Source organism: Pseudomonas sp. 57B-090624 (assembly GCF_003234055.1).
Classification (GTDB): domain Bacteria; phylum Pseudomonadota; class Gammaproteobacteria; order Pseudomonadales; family Pseudomonadaceae; genus Metapseudomonas; species Metapseudomonas tohonis.
The window spans coordinates 100,901-123,795 of the sequence record NZ_QKRU01000012.1 but is presented as its reverse complement, the minus strand read 5'-3'; the positions used below and the strand labels follow the sequence as shown (position 1 = coordinate 123,795).

Annotated in this window: 24 protein-coding genes and 1 pseudogene; 12 read left to right on the top strand and 13 right to left on the bottom strand. The window is 67.3% G+C overall.

The window, feature by feature from the left end; all coding sequences use genetic code 11:
- Window positions 1-139: 139 nt before the first annotated feature.
- Window positions 140-694, top strand: a complete 555-nt coding sequence (locus tag DMX10_RS08330; protein WP_111260660.1) for a magnesium transporter — start codon at window positions 140-142, stop codon at window positions 692-694.
- Window positions 695-705: 11 nt separating this feature from the next.
- On the opposite strand, the gene DMX10_RS08325 is transcribed toward DMX10_RS08330, so the two are convergent.
- A complete protein-coding gene (locus DMX10_RS08325; protein WP_111260659.1) occupies window positions 706-1,620 on the bottom strand; it encodes a LysR substrate-binding domain-containing protein in 915 nt (304 codons plus the stop codon).
- 122 nt (window positions 1,621-1,742) lie between these two features.
- Between DMX10_RS08325 and DMX10_RS08320 the strand changes: the two genes are divergently transcribed.
- The 3 genes from DMX10_RS08320 to DMX10_RS08310 all read left to right on the top strand — a co-directional run bounded on the left by DMX10_RS08320 (window position 1,743) and on the right by DMX10_RS08310 (window position 3,807).
- The gene (locus DMX10_RS08320; protein WP_111260658.1) at window positions 1,743-2,678 is read left to right on the top strand and encodes a DMT family transporter; all 936 of its coding nucleotides are present in this window, start codon (window positions 1,743-1,745) and stop codon (window positions 2,676-2,678) included.
- A gap of 77 nt (window positions 2,679-2,755) precedes the next feature.
- Window positions 2,756-3,208 (top strand): DUF4124 domain-containing protein, encoded by a 453-nt coding sequence (locus tag DMX10_RS08315; protein ID WP_111260657.1) that lies wholly within the window; start codon window positions 2,756-2,758, stop codon window positions 3,206-3,208.
- Between the two features lie 275 nt (window positions 3,209-3,483).
- The gene (locus DMX10_RS08310; protein ID WP_111260656.1) at window positions 3,484-3,807 is read left to right on the top strand and encodes a hypothetical protein; all 324 of its coding nucleotides are present in this window, start codon (window positions 3,484-3,486) and stop codon (window positions 3,805-3,807) included.
- A gap of 174 nt (window positions 3,808-3,981) precedes the next feature.
- Here DMX10_RS08310 and DMX10_RS08305 read toward each other — a convergent pair whose 3' ends face one another.
- A complete protein-coding gene (locus DMX10_RS08305; protein WP_111260655.1) occupies window positions 3,982-4,251 on the bottom strand; it encodes a DUF3509 domain-containing protein in 270 nt (89 codons plus the stop codon).
- A gap of 188 nt (window positions 4,252-4,439) precedes the next feature.
- Window positions 4,440-5,279, bottom strand: a complete 840-nt coding sequence (locus tag DMX10_RS08300) for a S1 RNA-binding domain-containing protein (RefSeq protein WP_111260654.1) — start codon at window positions 5,277-5,279, stop codon at window positions 4,440-4,442.
- Window positions 5,280-5,536: 257 nt separating this feature from the next.
- On the opposite strand from DMX10_RS08300, the gene DMX10_RS08295 reads away from it, so the two are divergent.
- Window positions 5,537-7,861 (top strand): LTA synthase family protein, encoded by a 2,325-nt coding sequence (locus DMX10_RS08295; RefSeq protein WP_111260653.1) that lies wholly within the window; start codon window positions 5,537-5,539, stop codon window positions 7,859-7,861.
- A gap of 130 nt (window positions 7,862-7,991) precedes the next feature.
- Window positions 7,992-8,708: an rRNA pseudouridine synthase gene (locus DMX10_RS08290; RefSeq protein ID WP_111260652.1), complete on the top strand. Its 717-nt coding sequence runs from the start codon at window positions 7,992-7,994 to the stop codon at window positions 8,706-8,708.
- 3 nt (window positions 8,709-8,711) lie between these two features.
- Here the strand turns inward: DMX10_RS08290 and DMX10_RS08285 are convergent, their stop codons facing one another.
- The gene (locus DMX10_RS08285; protein WP_111260651.1) at window positions 8,712-9,335 is read right to left on the bottom strand and encodes a hypothetical protein; all 624 of its coding nucleotides are present in this window, start codon (window positions 9,333-9,335) and stop codon (window positions 8,712-8,714) included.
- A 123-nt stretch (window positions 9,336-9,458) separates the two neighbouring features.
- Window positions 9,459-10,091: a TetR/AcrR family transcriptional regulator gene (locus DMX10_RS08280; protein ID WP_256604776.1), complete on the bottom strand. Its 633-nt coding sequence runs from the start codon at window positions 10,089-10,091 to the stop codon at window positions 9,459-9,461.
- Window positions 10,092-10,181: 90 nt separating this feature from the next.
- On the opposite strand from DMX10_RS08280, the gene DMX10_RS08275 reads away from it, so the two are divergent.
- The gene (locus tag DMX10_RS08275) at window positions 10,182-11,288 is read left to right on the top strand and encodes a DUF2855 family protein (RefSeq protein WP_111260650.1); all 1,107 of its coding nucleotides are present in this window, start codon (window positions 10,182-10,184) and stop codon (window positions 11,286-11,288) included.
- 3 nt (window positions 11,289-11,291) lie between these two features.
- Here the strand turns inward: DMX10_RS08275 and DMX10_RS08270 are convergent, their stop codons facing one another.
- On the bottom strand, window positions 11,292-12,581 hold the full coding sequence (locus DMX10_RS08270; protein ID WP_371921683.1) for a phospholipase: 1,290 nt from the start codon (window positions 12,579-12,581) through the stop codon (window positions 11,292-11,294).
- Window positions 12,582-12,786: 205 nt separating this feature from the next.
- Here DMX10_RS08270 and DMX10_RS08265 point away from each other — a divergent pair, with 205 nt between their 5' ends.
- Window positions 12,787-13,095, top strand: a complete 309-nt coding sequence (locus tag DMX10_RS08265) for a hypothetical protein (protein ID WP_111260648.1) — start codon at window positions 12,787-12,789, stop codon at window positions 13,093-13,095.
- A 99-nt stretch (window positions 13,096-13,194) separates the two neighbouring features.
- Here DMX10_RS08265 and DMX10_RS08260 read toward each other — a convergent pair whose 3' ends face one another.
- Window positions 13,195-13,593, bottom strand: coding sequence for a transcriptional regulator (locus DMX10_RS08260; protein WP_111260647.1), 399 nt, complete (start codon window positions 13,591-13,593; stop codon window positions 13,195-13,197).
- Between the two features lie 153 nt (window positions 13,594-13,746).
- Between DMX10_RS08260 and DMX10_RS08255 the strand changes: the two genes are divergently transcribed.
- Both DMX10_RS08255 and DMX10_RS08250 read left to right on the top strand, forming a co-directional pair.
- Window positions 13,747-15,516, top strand: a complete 1,770-nt coding sequence (locus tag DMX10_RS08255) for a S8/S53 family peptidase (protein WP_111260646.1) — start codon at window positions 13,747-13,749, stop codon at window positions 15,514-15,516.
- 66 nt (window positions 15,517-15,582) lie between these two features.
- A complete protein-coding gene (locus tag DMX10_RS08250; protein ID WP_111260645.1) occupies window positions 15,583-15,876 on the top strand; it encodes a hypothetical protein in 294 nt (97 codons plus the stop codon).
- Window positions 15,877-15,885: 9 nt separating this feature from the next.
- On the opposite strand, the gene DMX10_RS08245 is transcribed toward DMX10_RS08250, so the two are convergent.
- From DMX10_RS08245 to DMX10_RS08230, 4 genes and pseudogenes are all read right to left on the bottom strand, one after another.
- Entirely contained in the window at window positions 15,886-16,614 is a 729-nt protein-coding gene (locus DMX10_RS08245) for an ABC transporter substrate-binding protein (RefSeq protein WP_111260644.1), read from the bottom strand.
- 81 nt (window positions 16,615-16,695) lie between these two features.
- Window positions 16,696-17,751 carry a haloacid dehalogenase-like hydrolase gene (locus DMX10_RS08240; RefSeq protein ID WP_111260643.1) on the bottom strand — a complete coding sequence of 352 codons (1,056 nt, stop codon included), beginning with the start codon at window positions 17,749-17,751 and terminating at the stop codon, window positions 16,696-16,698.
- A gap of 171 nt (window positions 17,752-17,922) precedes the next feature.
- Window positions 17,923-18,165, bottom strand: a pseudogene (locus DMX10_RS08235) (DUF1294 domain-containing protein); the annotation flags it as partial.
- 212 nt (window positions 18,166-18,377) lie between these two features.
- Complete coding sequence (locus tag DMX10_RS08230; RefSeq protein ID WP_111260665.1) at window positions 18,378-19,712, bottom strand: DEAD/DEAH box helicase; 1,335 nt, start codon at window positions 19,710-19,712, stop codon at window positions 18,378-18,380.
- A 213-nt stretch (window positions 19,713-19,925) separates the two neighbouring features.
- Between DMX10_RS08230 and DMX10_RS08225 the strand changes: the two genes are divergently transcribed.
- Both DMX10_RS08225 and DMX10_RS08220 read left to right on the top strand, forming a co-directional pair.
- Complete coding sequence (locus DMX10_RS08225; protein ID WP_111260642.1) at window positions 19,926-20,471, top strand: dihydrofolate reductase family protein; 546 nt, start codon at window positions 19,926-19,928, stop codon at window positions 20,469-20,471.
- Window positions 20,468-20,881, top strand: a complete 414-nt coding sequence (locus DMX10_RS08220) for an NUDIX domain-containing protein (RefSeq protein ID WP_111260641.1) — start codon at window positions 20,468-20,470, stop codon at window positions 20,879-20,881. Before DMX10_RS08225 ends, DMX10_RS08220 begins: the two co-directional genes overlap by 4 nt.
- Here the strand turns inward: DMX10_RS08220 and rarD are convergent.
- Window positions 20,874-21,788, bottom strand: a complete 915-nt coding sequence (rarD, locus tag DMX10_RS08215; RefSeq protein ID WP_111260640.1) for an EamA family transporter RarD — start codon at window positions 21,786-21,788, stop codon at window positions 20,874-20,876. The two genes, DMX10_RS08220 and rarD, sit on opposite strands and share 8 nt — an antisense overlap.
- A gap of 399 nt (window positions 21,789-22,187) precedes the next feature.
- A complete protein-coding gene (locus DMX10_RS08210) occupies window positions 22,188-22,787 on the bottom strand; it encodes an FMN-dependent NADH-azoreductase (RefSeq protein WP_111260639.1) in 600 nt (199 codons plus the stop codon).
- Window positions 22,788-22,895 lie beyond the last annotated feature (108 nt).

Here is a 22,895-nt window from a genome sequence, read left to right as displayed (position 1 = left end):
CCTTCCGCCCGCTTCACCTCGCGCAACCGCCCGGCGGCGGCGCCTCCCGCTCCTGCCCGCAGTATTAGACTGACTATCAGCACCACAGGGACCGTCAGCCAACCAGGGGGCCGATCCACCGCGAAACCGGAGGTTTGCCATGAACCGCCACTACTACATCAGCGACAACCTCAACGACCTGGAAAAGGTCGAGACCGAACTCGAGGCCAACGGCATCGACACCGAGCAGATCCACGTGCTCAGCGAACGCGATGCCGACGTCGAGCGCCACCACCTCCACGATGTCTCCTCCCTGATGAAGAAGGACGTGGTCCATTCCGGGCTGGTCGGCAGCCTGATCGGCCTGGCCCTCGCGGCGCTGGTGGTCTGCGTCGCCTGGGCCAGCGGCTGGACCGAGACCCGCGCCGGCTGGATCCCCTTCCTGTTCCTCGCCGCCGCCCTGCTGGGTTTCAGCATCTGGGAAGGCAGCCTGTTCGGCATGCAGACCCCCAGCGCCGTGTTCAAGCGCTTCGAGCAGCGCCTGCACGAGGGCAAGCACGTGTTCTTCGTCGATGTGAAACCCACCCAGGAAGCCGTGCTGCAACAGGTGGTCAGCCATCACCCGATGCTGCGGATGGCGGGAACCGGCAGCGCCCCGCCGGATTGGGCGATTGCCGTCCAGCACCGGCTGCACCGCCTGCGCAAGATGATCTGAAGACGCCGCGCTCAGATGCCCGCCGCACTGCTCCGGGCTTCCGCCACCAGCCAGTCGATCAGGCGGCGCAGGCGCTCGCCGGGCGCGGCCTTGCGACTCCAGGCCAGGCGGTATTCCCAAGGGGTGGCGATGCGATGGTCAGGCCCGAAGGGCAGCACCAGCCGCCCCTGGGCGACGTCGTCGCCTGCCAGCGCGGTGGAGCCCAGGGCGAACCCCTGGCCGGCGACCGCACCCTGGATGGCATGGCCGATCAGCCCGAAGCGCATGCCCGCCGAGGCGTCCACGCCGGGGCCGACGTTGCTGTCGAACCAGTCGCCCCAGCTGGGAATGCTCAGGCGGGCGGCACTCTTCCAGGTGGCATGGATCAGCCGCGCCCCCACAAGATCCTCGGGTTGGCGCAGGGGATGCTGCTCCAGGTAGGCCGGGCTGCACACCGGGAAGAAGTCCTCGCGGAACAGCAACTCGCTGGAGGGCAGGCGGGTGCCGGCAGTAACGAAGCGGATCGCCAGGCTGGCCTCGCCGCGCTCCAGGTCCACCAGCTCCTCGGTGGCCTCCAGGCTCAGGGTGATGTCCGGGTTGGCGGCGGAGAACTGGTTGAGCCGCTTCATCAGCCAGTGGGAGGCGATGGAAGGCGCGCAGCTGATGTGCACCGGCCCCTCGCGTTCGCCGCGCAGCTCATCGGCCCCACGGACCAGCAGCTCGAAGGCCTGGGAGACGGTGGCGGCCAGGCGCCGGCCGTTGTCGTTGAGGGCCACGGTATTGCGCGTGCGGTCGAACAGGCTGACGCCCAGCTCCTCTTCGAGCAGGCGGATCTGCCGGCTGACCGCGCCGGGGGTGACCGAGAGCTCCTGGGCGGCCTCGGTGAAGTTGCGGCAGCGGGCCGCCACCTCGAAGGCGCGCAGGGCGATGAGCGAAGGCGTGCGCATGGGGTCTGCTTTGAGTTGAAGTCAAAGCATGATGACAAAACATCGTTTGAATGCAAGGTGGCGTGACGCGATCCTGCCCGCCTTGGCCGCGAGTCTGCGGCCCCTGCCCTGCGAGACCGATGATGAAAGCCCGCCGCCTGCCCCTGGATCTCTTCGCCTGCAGCCTGATGCTGGTGCTGTGCCTGATCTGGGGGTTCCAGCAGGTGTCGATCAAGCTGGTGGACGACGACGTCTCCGCGATCATGCAGCTGGCGATCCGCTCCGGTGTCGCAGCCCTGGTGCTGGGCATCATCACCCTGTGCCGCGAGGGCCGCGGTGCCTTCAGCGACGGCACGCTGCTGCCGGGCCTGGGCGTGGGACTGCTGTTCGCCCTGGAATTCCTCTTCATCTCCGAAGGCCTGGTGCGCAGCACCGCCTCCCACATCGGCGTATTCCTCTACACCGCCCCCATCTTCGCCGCCCTCGGCCTGCACCTGATCCTGCCGGAGGAGCGCCTGTCGTCCCTGCAATGGCTGGGCGTGCTGGTGGCCTTCGGTGGCATCGCCCTCGCCTTCCTCGGCAACCCGGGGAACGACGCCGGCGCCACGCTGCTGGGTGACGCCATGGGCGTGATCGCCGCCATCGCCTGGGGCGCCACCACCGTGCTGATCCGGGGCTCCTCGCTGTCCGAAGCGGCGCCGGTGAAGACCCTTTTCTACCAGCTCGCCGGGGCCGTGGTGTTGTTGCTCGCCGTGGCCTTCGCCACCGGCAAGACGCAGCTGCACCTGAGCGACCGGGCCCTGCTCAGCCTCGGTTTCCAGGTGGTGGTGGTGGCGCTGTTCAGCTACGTCGCCTGGTTCTGGCTGCTGCGCCGCTACCTCGCTTCGCGCCTGTCGATGCTGTCGTTCATGACGCCGCTGTTCGGCGTCGGCTTCGGCGTGCTGGTGCTGGGCGAGCCGCTGACCACCCCCTTCATGTTGGGCGCGCTGCTGGTGCTGGCCGGCCTGCTGCTGGTCAGCGGCGCCGAGCTGCTGCGTGATCGCCTGGCCCGGCGCAGGACGGCGGACGCCGGCACTTGAGCGACAGCGGCGCACTTTCGCGCGAACGGCCCGACTGCTAGCCTGTCGGCCGTTTTGAACGAAGTGAGGGAAGCACTTTGAGATCCGCCCTGCTCGGCCTCTGCCTGCTGCCGGTCCTGGCACAGGCCCAGGTCTTCAAATGCGTCGGCAACGACGGCACCACCAGCTACTCCGCCGTGCCCTGCCCGGCCAGCGAAGGCCAGTCCACGCGCATCATCGAACCCGCGCCGCCCTCCGGCGTGGCGCCGCCTCCGCTGTCCCTGCCCCGCATCGAGACGCAGGGCGCCGCCGAGCAGCCGCAGCGCCGCGATGAAGAACGCGCGGACGAACCACCGGCCCGAGGCTCGCGCGTCACCGTGATCCAGGACAGCGCCAGCCAGAGCCGCGACGCGCGGGTCAGCGAGATGCGCGAGAGGGCCGAGCGGGAAAAGCGCGAGAGCTATGACCGCGACTACGACCGCAAGCGCATGCAGCAGATGGAGCAGCAGATCCGCCAGCTGCAGGAGCAGAACAAGACCAACCCCCGCTGAAAGGTCGCCACAGGGCGGCTGATCGGCGGCACTCGGGAACCTTCCCCACCGCCCGCCAGTCAGTGAGTACGAGGCCGGCTGACCGACGGCCTCAAGCCTCGGGCCCAATACAGTCGCCGCTGGGGGCCCGAGGCTGTTCCCCTTCCCTGCGGCCTGTCATCTCCGCATACAGTTTCCCCGCGCCGGGGCGTTCCACCGCGCGCCGTCCTGTTCGATCATGCCGCACGTCCAGGGGCCACGCTCGACTGGCCCGGCCACCACGGAGTAGTACCCCGATGAAACCCGCCTCCCGCTTGATGTCCTTCGCCCTGGGCAGCGTCCTGATGCTTGCCCTGGGTGGCTGCGACCTCGCCGAAGAATCAGCCAACAAACTCGCCGACAAGGCCCAGCAAGCCGCCGAGAACGTCGCCCGCGAAGCCATCAGCGAAGCGGTGGAGCAGGTCAACAAGCAGGTGGACGATGCCCAGAAATCCGCCAAGGACTGGCTCGGCAAGCCGCAACCGGAGCAGGAGCAGGAGCAGCCGCCGCAGCAGGCCGACAAGCGCGAACCCGGAGAGGACGAGCAGATGATGCCGCCGGTCCAGGGCGTCGAGACCTGATGGAACGGGAAGGCCGTTAGCCAGTGAGCGCTTCCGTGCGATAGCGGCGCTGCGCGCCGTGGGCGACTGAAGTCGCCCCTGCATCCCGACGCCTCCATTCCCTCCTGGAGAAACCGCAGGCACAAAAAAACGGCCACCAACCAAAGCTGATGGCCGTTTTCGCGCGGCGGGAAATCAGGCGTTGAAGTAACGCGGCAGCGGCGTCTTGTGCAGGTTCTTCAGCGACTCCACCGGCGGCACTTCACCCAGCTCCAGCGCCATGTCGCGCTTGATGGTGCTGATGGTCCACTCCAGTTGCTCGGCGACCTTCAGCGCAGGGACCACCCGCTGGAAACGGATGCCGTCCTTCTCCAGCGCCACCACATAGCCGCCGTCGGGGCGCAGCTGGGCGCTGAACTCATAATCCGGAAAGGCCTTGGCCAACTTCTTGATGTCGAGACCCATATCGTTCACTCCCAATGAGCTTTTTTATCCTGAGGGGTTTCATTGCAGTCATCGTGCCAGCTCTTTGACAACGAAAACCCCAGATAAATCAATGGGTTGAAAATTCACCAGGCAAAGACACCCGTGCAAATCGCCCGATCGAACGGTTTTCGACCGGGCAAAATGCAATGCAACACCAGGGGAGCGGCTCAGCCGACCAGCTCGATCCGGTCGTCATGGATGCGGATCAGGCCCTGCTTGTAGAGGCCACCGATGGCCTTCTTGAAGTTGCCCTTGCTGACGCCGAACAGCCGCGAGATCACCTCCGGCGGACTCTTGTCGCTGACGTCCAGGGCACCGCCCGCCTCGCGGAGCTTCTCCAGGATCTGCTCGTTGAGGCCGCTGGCCAGCTTCTCGCCCACCGGTTGCAGGCTCAGGGCGATCTTGCCGTCTGCACGCACCTCGCGGATGAATCCCTTCTCGCGCATGCCGCTGCGCAGGAACTTGAAGATCTCGTTGCGGTGGATGAGGCCCCAGTGGCGGTCGTTGATGATGGCCTTGAAACCCATGTCGGTCTCGTCGGCCACCAGCAGCTCGACCTCCTGGCCGACGCTGTAGCGCGCCGGGGTGGTGTCGAGGTAGCGATCCAGGCGCGCGGTGGCGGTGATGCGGCGGGTGCGGCGATCCAGGTAGACGTGCACCACGCAATAGTCGCCGACCTGCAGCGGGCGCTTCTCTTCCGAATGCGGCAGCAACAGGTCCTTGGGCAGCCCCCAGTCGAGGAACAGGCCGATGCGGTTGATTTCCACCACCTTCAGGCTGGCGAATCCGCCGACCTGCACCTTGGGCTTCTGCGTGGTCGCGATCAGGCGGTCCTCGCTGTCCAGATAGACGAAGACGTTGAGCCAGTCGCCGATCTCGGTGCCCTGGTCCTTGGGGATGTAGCGCTTGGGCAGGAGGATCTCGCCATCCTGGTCGCCGTCCAGGTACAGGCCGAATTCGGTGTGCTTCACCACCGGCAGGGAGTTGAATCGCCCGATCAGAGCCATCTTGCTTACCTCAATGAACAAGGCCGGCATTCTACAGGCCGCCGCACCACCGGTGCCATGCACGCCGTCCGCACCCCCTTCGCCGCCTTCCGTCGCCTCGCTGCTGAAACACCCTGGCGCACAGAATTCGCCTCGCGACGGATTGTCTACTGGCCGTAAGCACAACGATGTTTCAGAATCATGTCCGCGATCGACCATCGCTCACTTTTCTGTCCATCACCCCCATGGATTCTCGCTGCCTGATCTCAGGAGTTCCTGTGCGCCCTTCCAGCCGCTGGCTGTCTTCGTCGCTTCACCTTTTGTCCCTTGGCATTCTGTTCCTGATCATCCCGCTCGCCGGCCGCTGCTGGCTGGGCTGGAGCGACGGCTTCGGCTACCTGTCGGACCTGGCCATCGGCTCGCTGCTGATCGCACTGCTGTACCGCCGCCCGCTGTGGCTGGCCTTGCCGGTGATGGTCGCCTCCAGCCTGATCACCCTCGGCACCGCCGAACTGGTCGGCGCCGTCGGTCGCATGCCCGAGCCCAGTGACCTCAAGTACCTGATGGACCCGCAATTCGTCGGCCACTCGACCCAGGGTGGCGGCCTCACCTACCCCGGGCTGGCGATCGCGCTCGCCATCGCGCTGGTGGCCTGTGCCCTGCTCTGGCGCCGCCCCACGCAGCGCCCGGCCCGCGCCTGGCTGGCAGCCCCCGTCGCGCTGCTGGCCGCCCACGCCGGCATCCAGTACCTGCATCCGAGCGAAGCCGAGCAATGGCAGCAATTCAACCTGCCGCACAAGCTACTGGCCGGTGCCCTGAACAGCGGCCAGCTGGCGGTGGAGGACTGGCTCGACGGCGATCAGCCGGAAACCCCGCCGGACATCGCAGGCCTCGCCCGCCTCGACCTCTCCGGCACCTCGCTGCTGGCCGAGCCAGGCCGCGCACGCAACGTGCTGGTGATCACCCTGGAAGGCATCCCCGGCGCCTACATCGCCGCCAACCGCGCGGCGATCAACAGCCGCTACCAGGAATCGCTGATGCCGCGCCTCAGCCAATGGGCCGAACGCGCGATGACCACCCCGGACTACGTGCTGCACAGCCACCAGACCATCCGCGGCCTCTATTCGATGCTCTGCGGCGACTACAGCAAACTCGATTCCGGCACGCCCAAGGGCCTGGAGTTGCTGAACAACCCCTCGCGGGCCAAGGACTGCCTGCCCGCCCAACTGCACCAGCACGGGTTCGCCACCCACTTCCTGCAGGGTGCCGGGCTGCGCTTCATGGCCAAGGACAAGGTCATGCCACAGATGGGCTTCGACAAGACCCTCGGCCGTGACTGGTTCCGCAACAAGGCCTACCTGGAATTCCCCTGGGGCATGGACGACAAGGCCTTCTTCGAGGGCGCGCTGGGCTACGTGAAGCAGATCCGCCAGCAGAAGAAACCCTGGATGCTCACCCTGCTCACCGTCGGCACCCACCAGCCCTACTCGGCGCCCGAGGAGTACCTGGCGCGTTACCCGGATGCCAAGAAGGCCGCCATCGCCTACCTCGACGACGCCGTGGACGCCTTCCTCACCGGCCTGGAAAAGCAGGGCGTGCTCAAGGACACCCTGGTGATCATCACCTCGGACGAATCCCATGGCATCGACAAGGTCCGCCTCGCTTCCGCCTGGGGCTTCAACCTGGTGCTGGCCCCGGAACAGGCCTCGCTGCCGCCGATCAAGAGCGGCGTGTACGGCCACGTCGACCTGACCACCTCGGTCCTCGACTACTTCGGCTACGAGGTGCCACAGAACCTCTCCGGTCGCTCGCTGTTCCGCGACTACGAGAGCGGCCGCGAGATGATGTCCTACACCAACGGCATGCTGCGCCAGCACGATGGCCACGAGACCTTCACCGAGTGCGACTTCCAGCAGGTCTGCCGGCGCTACCGCAGCGAAGGCTTCATCGCCGACGAGGCGCGCTTCCTCGGGCGCTTCAGCGGCAAGCAGGCACGCCTGGTCAGCCAGCGCGCCGCGCTGCTCGACCAGTCGCTGCTGGGCGGCACCCTCGGCCAGGAATACCAGTTCGCCACCCGCGAGCGCATCCGCCTCAAGGAAAAGGCCCGTGACGACTGGGCCGACAACCTGATCGGCGCCCAGTACATGGAACTGCCGAAGAACAGCCGGACCACGGTACGCCTGGGCATCAACGTGCTGCAGATGGACCGCCAGGGCGCGCAGCTGCAGCTCAAGACCAAGGAGTTCGAGCGCGACGTGGCCCTGCCCATCCCCGAGCTGCCCGTGCTGAAGAAGGGCAAGCCGGTGTCCATCACCTTCGCCTTCGACAACCCGCAGGCGCGCAAGGCGTTTTCCTTCCACCTGCTGGCGGCCGGGCGCGGCACCATCCAGATCACCGACTTCAAGGTGGTCACCGAGATGCTGCCCGAACCGGTGCAAGCTGTGGAAGGCGGCGCCCAGCTCGCCGAAGGCGCCAAGCCCCATCACCCGATGTCGCGCCTGCTGGGGCTGTTCGCCAACCAGCCGGAAAGCACCGAGAGCGCCATCGAGAACGACCTGGAGACGCTCGAAGTGCCCCAGGAAGTGGAAATACGCGTGCACTGATCGCCCTCCCCGCAGCACCTCATCGGGCCGGACTCTTCCGGCCCGATGCCTTTCGGCAGCCCGCCTGCATCGGTGCGCCGCCAAGGCGCTTGCGCGGTTACAATGGCCGCCCTTCTTCCGGTACCCCGTCATGTCCGAACCCGTGCGCCTGTCCAAACGCCTCGCCGAACTCGTGCCCTGCTCCCGTCGCGAAGCCGAGCTGTATATCGAGAACGGCTGGGTGACGGTGAACGGCCAGGTGGTCGAGGAGCCGCAGTTCAAGGTGCTCGACGAACAGGTCGTGCTGCTGCCCAATGCCGTGGCCGCCACGGTGGAGCCGGTCACCCTGCTGCTCAACAAGCCCGCCGGCTACGGCATCGGCATGGGCGCCAACTCGGTGCTGCAACTGCTGGTGGCGGACAACCTCAGCCCCGACCAGCCCGGCATGCGCCCGCTGAAGAAACACTTCATCCGGCAGAACCTGCTGACCCCGCTGGAGACCGACGCCAGCGGCCTGATGGTCTTCACCCAGAACTGGGGCGTGACCCGCCGCCTCGACCACGCCAACAAGGTGGAGGAAGAGTTCATCGTCGAAGTCACCGGGCAGATCATCGAGCACGGCCTCAAGCGCCTGTGCCATGGCCTCAGCTACAAGGGCCAGGCACTGCCGCCGATGAAGGTCAGCTGGCAGAACGAAACCCGCCTGCGCTTCGCCCTCAAGGGCTCCCAGCCGGGGCAGATCCGCCACATGTGCGAAGCGGTGGGGCTGAAGGTGGTATCGATGAAGCGCATCCGCATCGGTGGCGTGGCCATGGCCAAGTTGCAGCCGGGCCATTGGCGCTACCTGAACCAGAACGAGAAGTTCTGAGCCTCAGAGCAGCGCCAGCATCTCCTTGAGCGTCACCGCCCAGGTGCCCTTGACGTTGATGTAGCGGTAGCCGAAGCGCGAGCCGTGGGCCTGGCTGGTGAGCACCGCGTTCCAGCCCAGCCCGGGCTGCAGTTCGTGGGCCGGGTCGAGCAGGAAGAAGGCGTCATCGCTCATGCCGATGGCCAGGCACCAGTGGCGGATGTCGCTGCCCTTGTGGCCATGGAAGCCCAGCAGCACCGGGAAGTCCCGTTCGATATGCGCCCGCGCCTGGCGCACCATCTCCACCCCGCTGCCGGTCACCACCCGGTGCTCCTTGTCGTTCACCTCCTGCAGCAGCGCCAGCAGGTCATGCCCGGTGGTCCCCACGCGCACCAGGGTCTCGTGGCGGTTCAACGCCTCCATCAGGCGCCCGTAGCGGGTACGGGAATCCACCCGCTCCAGCCCCTTGGCCTGGCGCCGGCTCAACTGGTTGCGCGCCAGCATCGCCATGACCAGGCAGTAGGGGCCGCAAGCGCCGTCCATATCGCCCTGGCGCAAGTGAACCTTCTCGCCACGCGTGTTGCACAGGCCGCCGGAGCCACCCGGCGCCATGTCCCATTGCAGCCCTTCGATCAGCTTGATCCGCATCCCGCTCTCCTCGGTCGTCCCCAGCTGTGACCGCTTGGCTCGGCGCGGGGTTCGACGGCCGTGGCGATACCGCCTGCCGGGCCTTCCACCGACACACCAGGGGCCAGCGCCTGGGGCCGCCGCTCAGCTCTCGACGTGGGCCAGGCGAATGCAACAGAGCATCTCCATCTGTTGCAGCCAGGCCTCGACCCGGGCGCCGTCGAAACCAGCCGTGAGGCTGTAGCGACGGCCGCCCCAGAGTGCGGTGAAGAGAGCATCGACAGTCTCGGCGGAGGGCAGGCGCGGCAGGTCGGCGCAGGCGGCGATCGCCTCGCGCCACTTGCCGGACACCTCCTCGAACACCCTCTGGTGGTGCTTGGGCTCGGCGATGCGATCCTCCAGCAGCAACAGGGCGGCGTCGAAGAAGGGCCGGTGCAGCTCCTCCGCCTGGTCGCAGCTGAGGCGCACCAGGCGCCGCACGCGGGTCTGCCAGTCGAGCCCGGTGGCCAGCACCACCTCGCGGTCCAGGCGCTGCAGCAACAGCTCCACATGGTGGCGCACATAGCCCGAGAGCAAGGCTTCCTTGTTGGGGAAATAGTCGTAGAGCGTGCCGACGGCGACACCGGTCTCCAGGGCCACCGCTCGGGTGGTCAGGCCCTCCCAGCCGCGCTGGCGCCAAATCCGAACAAAGGCATCGTAAATGGCCTCCACGGTGAAGCGGGCACGGGCCTGGGTGGGGCGCTTGAGCGGCTTGTTACGGGGCCTGGTGGGTTCCACTGGAGCTGGTTTCCGAATCCGAACCCGCCTGGAGCGGGGCGTTGATAGCGTATCCACACCCCTTTTCGACACCGAAGCATGGAGCCTGAAATGAACAGCCCGGAAAACATAACACGCCTCCTCACCCGCAAGGATGCCCTCGACGAAACCCGTATCGACCAGGTCGCGGACGACCTGCGCGCCGGCGAAGGCGAGCTGGTGCTGCGCATCGACCTCTGCGCCCTGACCACCAACAACATCACCTACGCCGCCTTCGGCGACTCCATGCAGTACTGGAATTTCTTCCCCACCGGCGTCCAAGGCTGGGGGCACATGCCGGTCTGGGGTTTCGCCGATGTGGTGGACTCGAACGTGCAGGGCATAGAGCGCGGCGAACGCTTCTACGGTTACTACCCCATCGCCAGCCACCTGCGCATGCAGCCCGAACGGGTCAGCCCACGTGGTTTCTATGACGGCGCCGGGCACCGGCGCAGCCTGACCTCCGCTTACAACCAGTACACCCGCTGCAGCTGGGACCCGTACTACCAGGCGGAGAACGAGGCGTTGCAGATCCTCCTCAAGCCGCTGTTCCTCACATCGGCGATGCTCGCGGACTTCCTCGACGACAACGCGCTGTTCGGCGCAACCCAGCTGATCATCTCCAGCGCCTCCAGCAAGACCGCCTATGGCACCGCCAGCTGCCTGGCCCGCCAGCGGCCGGACATTCGCCGGGTGGCGCTGACCTCGCCGCGCAACCGCACCTTCGTCGAGGGCCTGGGCTGTTACGACGAGAGCCGCGACTATGCGCAGCTGGAGGCCCTGGACAACGCCCAGCCGACGCTCTACGTGGACTTTTCCGGCGACCTGGCGCTGCGCGAACGGGTCCATCGCCATTTCGGCGCCGCCCTGGTGCACAGCTGCTTCGCCGGCTCCGCGCAGACGCCGGAGGCCAACGCCCTGGACTGCCCGGTGGGGCCGACGCCGTCGTTCTTCTTCGCGCCGGTACAGATCCGCAAGCGCAACGCCGAATGGGGCCCGGAGCGGGTGAGCGCCTACATCGGCGACGGGCTGCTGGACTTCTACCGACAGGTCACCGCCGGCTCGTCACCCGCACTGCGCGTGGTCGAGGGCGCCGGCATGGCGACGGCGCAACGCTTGATCGCAGACTTGTTCCACGGCCGGGTGGCCGCGGACGAAGGGCATGTGGTGCGCCTCTAGGGCTCAGGGATTGCGCAGGGTGGTGCGCACCAGGTTGCGGCTGTGCCCGGAGAAATGCCGGATCAGCTGCACCAGCACCGCATCCAGCTCGGGGTCGCTGGCCGGCGGCTTGAGCTGGTTGCCCTGGCTGAAGTCCGCCCCCGGCTGCCCCTTGGCCAGCCAGGCGCCGATACGCTCGTCGAAACCATCGGCAGCCTCATAGGCCTCCAGGGACACCACATTGCGCAGGTAGCCCAGGTCGAAGGGCGGGTAGTCGCCCTCCACCGAGCGGTCGCGGTAGGCAGCCAGCAGCGGGCTGTCGTTGCTGCCCTCGCGCAGCAGGCGGCGCAGCCAGTCGGCCTGGTATTTCTCCACTTCGGTGTGGCGGGTGGCGACGCGCTCGATGGCCGCTTCCTTGTCGGCCGTATCGCCCAGGGCGGCCTTGATCGCCGTCCACATCAGCGTCGCGGTGGTCTCCCCCGGCAGTGCCTTGGAATGGTAGGGCTGGGTCAGGTCCTGGACGTAATGCAGCGCCCAGCCGAGGAAGCGATAGCCCCAGTAATCGTGGCCGCTCTCGAAGGCGAAGCGCGCCAGGCCCAGGTACTGCTGCACGCGCATCTCCGGGTAGGTGCGGGCGAGGAAGGGCGCGGCGCGGTAGATCAGCGCCGACTCGTGGTAGTAGCCGATATGGAACGGCGCCTGGGAAGAGTATTCGAAGCGCGCGTCGCCGAAGGGCTGGGTGCCGAAGCCATAGCGCGCGCCCACTTCCCCCGGGTTGTCACTGAACAGGTTGATGTCGTGGCCGTAGTCCGGCTCGTCCGCCGCGCTGGCCAGCACCGCCAGCGGGCCGATGCGTTCGCCGGGCGAGAGGGCGATGAAGCGCCACTCGTTCCACAGGTTGAGCTTGCGGAACACCAGCACCTGCTCGGCGGGCAGGAAGCGATGGTCCGGCAGCTGCAGCCCCGGCAGGGCCTGGACGAAGCTGGCCAGGCGGATCTCCGGGTTCACCCGCAGCGCCATGAGGAACGCACGGCGTCGATCGCCCGTGGAGCCGGGCAGCCAGCGCAGGTCATCGGGCCGGGCCGGGTAATCGGGAAAATTCTCCCGCGCGAAGGCTTCCTGCTCATCCAGCAACTGCTCCAGCGCCACGCCCTCGGCGGCGAGGAACGCCTCCAGCGACTCCACCTGCACAGGCTCCGCCTGGCGAAGCTCCTCGAGGTCGGCCAGCGCCAGCCAGGTGCCGAGGGAGTGGTTGGACCAGGCCAGCAACGTGGTGGGGGCGCAGGCGATCAGGCAGGACAGGGCGAGCAGCAGGCGTTTCATCGAGGCTCCGTGGACAGGGGCGCCGTCTACTGCGGCGCTTGTCATCGAAGGGTAACAATCCGCGGGCGCACTGGGCACTGTCCAGGCAGGACAGGCGACTCACCAAATCGGCCGCCTGCAGTTCGTCACCCCGCTGGAACCGTCTACCCCTCCCGCGTGGTCCACCTTACTCAACGCACTGCAGCGGGAGACTGCCATGACCACGCCAATCAGCCTGGACAACGCCATGCGCCTGGCCACCGAAGCCTTCCTGCCATACGGCTGCAAGGCCCTGGCCCACGAGGAGGACGACAGCTTCAGCCTGACGGTGACGGACCTGCATGGGCAGAAGGTCCTCGATATCGGCCACATCCGCAGCACCCAGTACGCCAATCCGGTGCGCCTGGCGGGCGTACTGGAGCAGGCACGGATGGACCTCGTGCACCAGGGCCGCAACCTCGCCCCCTGGGCCATGCCCTTCATCCCCGACCCGGAAGTGCTGCCGGAAACCCCGCCGAACTATTGATGCGATCGGCAGGCAGAGGCCGGTAGGTTGGCGCCGAGCGCAGCGAGGCCCGACGCCCCCGACAGCCCGGGGCCCGGTCGCCCAGCGCCGCCGGCGCAATCACGCCCGCGCGGCCCTCGCCGCCAACTCGTCGAACACCTCGGGCGTCAGCGCCGCTTCGCCCTGCTCGTCCAGCAGCTCGCGGAACTGCAGGTTGGCCGGCAGGCTGCTGTTGATCAGCTCCTGCAGGCGGCTGCCGCGCTCTGTCAGGACGAAGTTCTCGCCGTTGCCACCGGCGCTTTCCGGTCGATGGTCGATATAGCCCCCCTCCAGCAGGAAGCGCTCGTAGTCCGCCGCGAGCATCTTCAGGTGGTCCAGTGTGCCACCCACCGGCTGCCCGGCCGCCTGGCGGCGCTCGGCCAGTTCGGCGGCGTATTCGCGCGGGGCGAAGCTGACGTTGGCCGATTCCTGCACCTTGTGCAGCAGCAGCTCGATGAGTTCCCAGTCGTAGCTTTTCATGGCGTCACTCCAGGCGTGGGGAAGAGGGGGTCCTGTGAAGTCCGACTGCCCCGGCTCGCCCCGGGTTCGACCTGAAGGGCGAACGGTCGGCCTGAACGAAAAGCGCAGCCGGGCAGTCGGAACAGCAGGACAACCGCCACGGAGGCCCGCCCGATGCCGCTGCACCGCTACCCGCTCACCGCCCTGCTCCTTGCCCTGGCCAGCCCCTTCGCCAGCGCCGACGAACCGCTGCGCCTCGAAGGCCTGCAGCGCTGCGGCGACCTGCTCGAACGTCAGCAGCAGGACTGGTGCCTCAAGGTCAGGGGCCTGGGCGAGGCCATGCCGCAACTGTTGCTGGACGGCAAGCCGCTGCCGCCAGGCGCGGTGGCCCGCAGTGCGAGCGGCCTGAAGCTGCGCCTTGAACAGGGTCACGACAGCGGGCCGCTCTGGCTGCAGGACGGCCCGCGCGCCAGCAATCCCGTGTGGCTGTCGCGGGGGGACAGCCATGTGCTGCCCGCGCGCCCGGACGAGGTGGCGAAGAACATGGACGGGCTGACCACCTACGTCGACCTCATCAGCCTGCTGATCGAGGAAAGCCACGACGGCCGCAAGGAAGCCGAGCGCCTGGCCGGCAAGTACGGCGCCCAGGTCGTGGGCGCCATCCCGCCGCTGAACACCTACCAGTTGCGCCTGCCGGTGAAGAACCTCACCGAGCGTGACGCGCTGATCCTGCGCATCGGCAGCGAGACCAGCGTCGATGCCGTGGTGGTGGAGGAATCGGCTCCGGAAAAGGGCGAGGAAGCCGAAGCAGCGCGCAAGGAGCCGGAGAAGCCCGGCAAGGACTCGGACGAGTGGGCCGCCAATCGCTTCATGGACGCGGTGAACTACTACCAGCGCCGCATTCCCGCCCGCCAGTCGCCGGTGGACACCCGCCCGCTGCGCATCGGCGTGATCGAGCGCAACGTCGACTTCGACGCCCCCGACTTCGCCGACTACCTCGGCGGCTGCAAGGGCGGGCTGCCGCGCACCTGCCTCTACGCCCGCGACGCGGACGAGCCCGACAACCATGGCTCCACCGTGGCCGGCATCCTCGCCGCGCGCTGGGACCAGGGCGGCAACACCGGTTTCCTGCGCGGGCTGGACAAGGCCAGCAATGGCTTCGAGGTGATAGTCGAGCGCAATTCGGACGCCGGTATCACCGCCAACGTCGCCGCCTCGGTGAACCTGGTGGAAGACGGCGTTCGCGTCCTCAACTGGAGCTGGGGCATCCACCGCGTCGGGGCGAAGAACGTCGAGGGCGACGAAGTCGATTCCCTGGTGCGCTCGGGCATCGCCATGAGCGGCTACGAGGAACTGCTGGAAGAGTTCTTCCTCTGGCTGCGCAAGGAACATCCGGACGTGCTGGTGATCAACTCCGCCGGCAACGGCGCCTCCTTCTCCGGCACCGACGAATACCGCCTGCCCTCCTCCTTCATCACCGACCAGTTGCTGGTGGTGGGCGGGCACCAGCGCAACGAGCGCGATGACGTGGGCGTCGACGACCCCGCCTACGTGGTCAAGCGCGACTCCTCGAACATCGACATGCGCGTGGACATCACCGCCGCCGCCTGCGCCCGCGCCTCGACCCGCCGCGCAGACGAGACGGGCGAGGTGCACTGCGGCACCTCCTACGCCACACCGCTGGTCACCGGCATCGTCGCCGCCATGCTCTCGATCAACCCGCGCCTGCAGCCCGAGCAGGTGCGCATGCTGCTACGCCGCAGCGCCATGACCATCGGCGGCGACTACGACTTCGAGCCGATGGATGCCGAAGACCTCACCGCGCCCATCCTGCCGTCGGAGCGCAACTACCAGTTGAACGACAAGGACGTGGGCCGCTCGGCTCGGCTGGACATGCAGAAGGCCCTGGATCTGGCCGTGCAGAGCCGCGACCGGGTGCGCTGAAGCCTGAACTTTTGCCGCGCGCAGGCGCTCCACCCTAAGGAATGCGATGCACCTGGAGGAGACACCATGAAACGCCTATTGGCATTGAGCGCCACCCTGGCCCTGCTCGCCCCCTTGTCCGCCCTGGCCGCGTGCGGTGCCGACGAGGCCACCGCCAAGCGCGAGCAACTGGCAGCCGAAGTGCACCAGGCCACCGATAGCGACCCGCAGAAGGCCAGGCAGGTCAACGAAGAGCTCAAGCACGAGAAGCTCAAGACCGACTCCCGCGAGGGCGACGACGAGTGCGATGTCACCGAGCAGCGCAAGCAGGAAGTCGACAAGGCCGGTGATGCGAGCGACGCCCGGCAGAAGCAGCCGTGATCGGACGGTTCAGTAGCGCTCGTATTTCTTCTCGATGGCGCGGTACTCGCCGCTCTCGCGGATCTGCTGCAGGCCCTTGTTGAAACGGTCGCGCTGGTTGGCGTGGACGAACCCGACCTTGTAGTCGGTGGGCGGGAACAGGTCGTACCAGATGATGGGCTGGCTGGTATCCACCTGCGAGACCACCTCGCGATTGAGGTAGTTGATGATGCGCTTGTCGCCGATCGCGACGTCGATGCGCCCCGCATAGAGCAGGCGGTTGCGGGTGATCTGCTGGGCCTCCTCGCGGTAGCGCGGGTTGTTCTCCGCCATGCGCTGGAACTCCTTGCCCAGCAGGAAGCGCGCCCGCTGGAAGGCACTGACCGAGTACTTGCCCAGGTCCGCTATGGAATCGATGCGGTAACCCTTGCCGGCCAGGGCGATGGCGTAGTTGTGGTACTGGATGTACACGTCGGAATAGAACGCCTGGACGCCGCTGCGCTCACTGGTGGCGGCGATGCCGTCCAGCTCGCCACGGCCCAGCAGCAGGTGCAGGCGCTCCATCGGCAGGTAGTGGTACTGCAGGGTGAAGCCGGCCGCCTTGGCGGCAGCCGTGACGATTTCCAGCTCGAGCCCGCGGTCCTCGCCCTCGTAGATATAGGGCGGCTTCTGCGTGCCGAACCCAAAACGCAACTCCTCTCCCATGGCAAGCCAGGGAAGCCCGAGCAACAACACGCCAACCAGCAGCCATCTGCCCATTCCACCCCCTTGCGCTACAGCTCGCAGCATAGCCGCTGGCGATACGGTTGCGCAGGGGGCGGCCCCGTCACGGATGGTCGGTTACTGGATTTCCTCGGGCGTCACCACCACCCAGTTGCGGTCGGCGGTGACGGGCAGGCCGAGCTTGGCCTGCTGCTCGGCGTTCTTCTTCTGCATGGCGGTGATCTGGTCCATGTACTTGGCCTTGCGGTTGACCCAGACGCGCAGGCCGCCCTTCTCCACGTCGGTGCCGTGGAAGAGCATGTAGCCATCGCTGTCAGGGGTATCGCCGCCGACCAGGATGGGCTTCTTCCACTGGTCGATATAGGTGAGGATCGCCGCCTGCTTGCCCGCCATCCAGGTGGCCGGGGTCCACAGGTAGGGGGTGACTTCCAGGTCGAGGTTGGCCTTCTCGTCGTACTTGCCTTCCTCGATCTGCTTGCGCGCGGTGGTCAGCGCGCCGGTCTTGCGGTCCTTGAGCAGGGTGGTGACGCCGATGACGTTCTCCGGCTTGACGTTGTAGCCGTACCTGGGATCGGCGGCGACCATGCGCACCAGCTCCTCCAGGGCGGCGGTCATGATGTACACCTCGATGCCGTTCTCGCGCAGCTTGTTCATCAGCTCCTGCTGCCCGGTGAACAGCCTGGGCGGGTTGATCTCGATGGTCTTAACCTCGTCACCCTCGTAGTAGGTGGCGGGGACCGGCTTGCCGGAGGCCAGCAGCTCGTCGACGTAGCCCTTCAGCTCGCGCAGGGTGAAGCCGGAGAACACCTGGGCCACCCAGGGGTAGCAGACCAGGTCGTCGAGTTCGCAGAGGCGGTAGTAGTAGCTGTTGAGGCTTTCCTTGTGGCCGTTCACGTCCTTGAACGGGATCAGCTTGAGCGAGGGGTCGAGCTTCTCGCGGGTCAGCACGCCCTTGGCCTCGAGGAACGGCAGCAGCGACTCCTCCAGGTCGTAGCGGTAGCTGGTGTTGTCCATGTCGAAGACCGCGTAGGCGCCCTTGTTGGCGTTGGCCGCGATCAGCGCATCGAGCTGCTTGGCGGCGGGCGCCGGCCAGTGCTTGAGTTCGGTGGCGAGGGTGGTGCCGGCCAGGCCCAGGCACAGCGCGGCGGCGAGAATCGTCTGGGTGAGCTTCATCGTGTCGGGGTTCCCTGCGGTGGATGAGCGTATGGGGAGCAGCCTCGCTCCAGCTCATCGACCCTAGCAAACCTTCGCAAGCACGAGCGGACCATTTCCGACGCCGACCATCCTCGCAGCGGCGCAGTCGGGGGTTCAGCGCCCCAGCAGCCACCACCCGAGCACGCCCAGGTGCAGGACGACGATCGACCAGAACTTCACCTGGTAGGGCAGCTTGCGATTCTTGTGACGGATCAGCCGCTGCGCCAGCAACCCGCCCGGCCAGCCACCGAGCAGCTCGTAGAGGTGCAGGCGCGACTCCGGCGTGCGCTGGGCACCGGCGACCGCGGAGCGCTTGTCGCGCCAGTAGGCGATGAAGCAGACCAGGCTCATCGCCAGGTAGATCAGCGCCAGCAGTTGCCAGGGCGTGAGCCCGTGGGGCAGCAACGCTGGAGCGGCGTCGAGAAGGGCGTGCAGGGAAGGCAGCCCGTCGATCGACCCGCCCGAGCGGGAAGGCTCCAGGGTGCCGCAGCCGCGGTCGGTGAACTCCACCGTGCCGTCGGCCCGGGTGCAGCGATACACCTGGGCCTCGGCGGTGGCCAGCCACGGCAGCGCCGCGAGCGACAGGCCGCGCGCTAACGGATGGCTCACTCGGCGGCAGGCTTCTTGCGCTTGAGCGGGGCCAGGCCGTCGGCGCTGACCACCCTGGATTCATCGCGGCGCGGGCCGGAAGGCTTGCGCTTGGCGGCAGGCTTGGCCGAGGCCTTCTTGTCGCCCGCCTTCTTGTCGGTCTTTTTCTTCTTCACGCCGGCAGCCTTGCCGGAGGCCTTGACCTTCTTCGGGCCGCTGTAGCTGCCCTTGAGCTCCTTGATCACGCGGCGCTCGAAGCTCTGCTTGAGGTAGCGCTCGACGCTGGACATGAGGTTCCAGTCGTTGTGGCAGATCAGCGAGATGGCCAGGCCCTCGCCACCGGCACGGCCGGTGCGGCCGACACGGTGCACGTACTCGTCGCCGGAGCGCGGCATGTCGAAGTTGATCACCAGGTCCATGCCCTGGATGTCCAGGCCACGGGCTGCCACGTCGGTGGCCACCAGCACCTTGGTGCCGCCCTCGCGCACGCGGTCGATGGCCAGCTTGCGGTCCTTCTGGTCCTTGTCGCCGTGGAGCACGAAGGCCTTGTAGCCGGCCGCCACCAGGTGGCCGTAGAAACGGTCGGCCTGGGCGCGGGTGTTGGTGAAGACGATGGCCTTCTGGTAGTCCTCGTTGGCCAGCAGCCAGCGCGCCAGGGCTTCCTTGTGGGCGATGTCGTCGGCGGTGATGATCTGCTGGCGGGTGGACTCGTTGAGCTGCTCGACGCCATTGAGGCGCAGGTGCAGCGGATCGTTCAGCACCTTGGCCGACACCTCGCGCAGCGCCGCCCCCCCGGTGGTGGCGGAGAACAGCAGGGTCTGCTTGCGGTTGGCGCACTCGGCGGTGATGCGCTGCATGTCCTCGGCGAAGCCCATGTCGAGCATGCGGTCGGCTTCGTCCAGCACCAGCACTTCCACTTCCTTGAGGTCGACGGTGCCGGAATTGAGGTGTTCGATCAGGCGGCCCGGGGTGCTCACCAGCACGTCGGGCAGCTTGCGCAGCATGGCGGCCTGGACCTTGAAGTCCTCGCCACCGGTGACGATGCCGGACTTGATGAAGGTGAACTGCGAGAAGCGCTCGACTTCCCTCAGCGTCTGCTGGGCCAGCTCACGGGTCGGCAGCAGGATCAGCGAGCGGATGCGCTCGCGGGGCTTGGCTTCGCCGATCAGGCGGTTGAGCAGGGGCAGCACGAACGCCGCGGTCTTGCCGCTGCCGGTCTGGGCGGTGACGCGCAGGTCGCGCCCTTCCAGCGCCGGGGGGATGGCCGCCTGCTGCACGGGCGTCGGTTCGGCAAATTTCAGCTCGGTCACGGCCTTGAGCAGACGTTCGTGCAGGGCGAATTGGGAGAACACGGGTGCTACCTCGATCGAAAGCTTGAAAAACAGCTGCATAGGTTAACGGTTGTCGCGCCCGAACGCCCGAATTCTGTGCGTCTCAGTACAACTTCCCGACGTTGCGGCGAATGCTGAACCCCGGGGCCCGTGCTCCACTCCAACACCTGCGGCCCCGCGTTGGCGTCGCCGCCCCCGCGAGCCCCTCGCGGCTGGTCACCACGGAGGCTTCGCATGAGTGCATCGCTGATCTACTACGTCGCCGCCAGCCTGGACGGCTACATCGCCCGCCCCGACGGCAGCGTCGACTGGCTGCAACCGGTCGAACAGTCCGGTGACGATCACGGTTATGGCGCCTTCTACGACAGTGTCGACGGCCTGCTGATGGGGCGCGGCACCTACGAGACGGTGCTGGCCATGGGCGGGGCCTGGCCCTATCCCGGCAAGCCCTGTACCGTGCTGACCCGCGCGGAGCTGGAGCCGGTGGCGCCGCAGGTGCGGATCGCCCACAGCACCCCGGCCGACGCCCTGGCCGACCTCGCCGAGGCCGGCTGCGAGCGCGTCTGGCTGGTGGGCGGCGGTTCGCTGGCCGGCACCTGCTATGCGGCGGGCCTGATCGACGAACTGATCGTCAGCGTCATCCCGCACCTGCTCGGCGCCGGCATCCAGATGTTCGCCACCGGCCTTGAGCGGCGCCTGCAACTTCACGAACAACGCAGTTTCGCCACCGGCGTGGTGCAGCTGCATTACCAACTGCTGCCGGAAGCCCCCGTCACATGACCACCCTGATCCTCTCCGCCGCCTGCCTGCTCGACGACTCCCAACGCCTGCTGCTGGTGCGCAAGCGCGGCACCCGAGCCTTCATGCTGCCCGGCGGCAAGCGCGAAGCGGGCGAGTCCGCCCTCGCCGCCCTGCAACGGGAACTGCACGAAGAACTCGACCTGCACATGGACGCCAGCGCGCTGCAGCCGCTCGGCCGCTTCCGCGCGCCGGCCGCCAACGAGCCCGATACCTGGGTGGATGCGGAAATCTTCGTCGCCCGCCTGCCGCACCCGGTGGCGGCGGCGGCGGAGCTGGAGGAACTGGCCTGGCTGGCCCCGGGCGCGACTCCGCCGGCCGAGCTTGCGCCGCTGCTGCGCGATCAGGTACTGGCCGCGCTGGCCGAGCACCAGGCCGCCGCCCTCAGTTGAGGGCGCGGCTCGCACGCTCCTGGCGCGCCTGCTTGCGCAGCAGTTGCGCGCTGTCCCAGCCGATCAGCAGCACCGCCAGCCAGATCGGCAGGTAGGTCCAGAACTGCGCCGGGTCGAAGGCTTCGCCCAGGAACGCCACCGCCACGGCGAACAGCAGCACCGGCTCGACGTAGCTGAGGATGCCGAACAGCCCCAGCGGCAGCAGCCGGCTGGAAGCCATCATCGCGGCGAAGGCCAGGGTGCCCAGCAGGCCCAGCCCGGGAATCAGCCACCACAATTGCGGGGCCTGGACGAACGCGCCCTCCGGTCCGTGGACGATGATCAGCCAGGCCGCCAGCGGCGCCAGCATCGCCATTTCCAGGATGAAGCCGGACAACGCGTCCAGGCGCATCCAGCGGCGCAGCATGAAATACGGCGGGTAGCCCAGCGCGGTGACCAGGGTCAGCCAGGAAAAGGCCCGGGTCATCCACAGCTCGTGGAGCACGCCGGCCACGGCACAGAGCACCGCCAGCAACTGCAACGGCCGCAAGCGCTCGTTATAGAAAAGGCGCCCACAGAGCACCATCACCAGCGGCAGCAGGAAATAACCGAGGGAAACCTCCAGCATCCGCCCCTGCAACGGCGCCCAGAGGAACAGCCCCCACTGCAGCCCGATCAGCAGCGCGGCCAACGGCAGGGCCGCCAGCAGCAGCGGCTCCCGGCCCATGCGCACCAGTACATCGCGCAACACCGCCCACTGGCCCATCAGCGCCACCAGCAGCAACACCGCCGGAATCGACCAGAGCACCCGCTGGGCGAAGATCTGCACGCCATCGAGCGGTGCCAGCTCGCGCACATAGCCGGGCATCAGGGCGAACAGCACCGATGCGGTGAGTGACAGCGCGACACCGCGCCCGGACAGCCTCATGGCCGCACCGCAACGCGTGGAGAAATGAACGAAGACATGGCAGGCCTCTGATTGCAGCCGGCGAAAATACCCGCTCGCCGCCACCAGGGAAAGCTTACCCACCCGCCGGCGGGCCCGCTGGGACCAACCCGGCATCGGCAGGCCTGAAAGCGGCACCACTCTCAGCTCCCGTAGCCCCCCGTAGGATGGGTCGGGCGGCGTTCCGCGAGCCCCGCGAAACCCATGCTGCCAAACCCGAGCCCATGCTGAAGCTCAGCCTGCAAAAGCATCGCGAATGAATTCGCTCCTACAGCTTCGCGAGCAGAGCTCGCTCCTACGGGAAGCGAGCGCCCATAAAAAAAGCCCGGCCATGGGCCGGGCAAGGGATATGCACAAAGGAGCGGGTGAAACGGTGAAGCCTCAGGCGACCTTGGCGACCAGCGCCTTGGCCTGGGCGATGCCCTTTTCCTGGAACTCGGCGCCCATGTTCATGCCCTCGGCATGGATGAAGGACACATCGTGGATGCCGATGAAACCCAGCGCCTGGCGCAGGTAGGGCTCCTGGTGATCGAACGGGCCGCCGGCGTAGACGCCGCCGCGGGCGGTCAGCACGTAGGCGCGCTTGCCGGTGAGCAGGCCCTGGGGGCCGGTCTCGGTGTACTTGAAGGTGACCCCTGCGCGCAGCACGTGGTCCAGCCAGGACTTCAGGGTGCTGGGGATGGCGAAGTTGTACATGGGCGCGGCCAGCACCAGCACGTCGGCAGCCAGCAGCTCCTCGGTCAGCCGGTTGGAGCGCTCCAGGGCGGCCTTCTCGGTTTCGCTGTGCTGGTCGGCAGGCTTCATCCAGCCACCGAGCAGGTCGGCGTCCAGGTGCGGCACCTGCTCCACGGCCAGGTCGCGGACGGTGATCCGGTCAGCCGGATGGGCGGCCTTCCACTGGGCGAGGAACGCCTGGGTCAGGTCGCGGGAAATGGAACCCTGCTGGCGGGCGCTGCTTTCGATCACGAGGACGTTGGACATGTTTGCTGCTCCATCGATCTGTAGGGGTGGGGATTCGATGGAGCGCAGGTTATCCAGACACAATTCGATAAAAAAGCGAATTAATCCGCTACTAACAATCGACAAAAT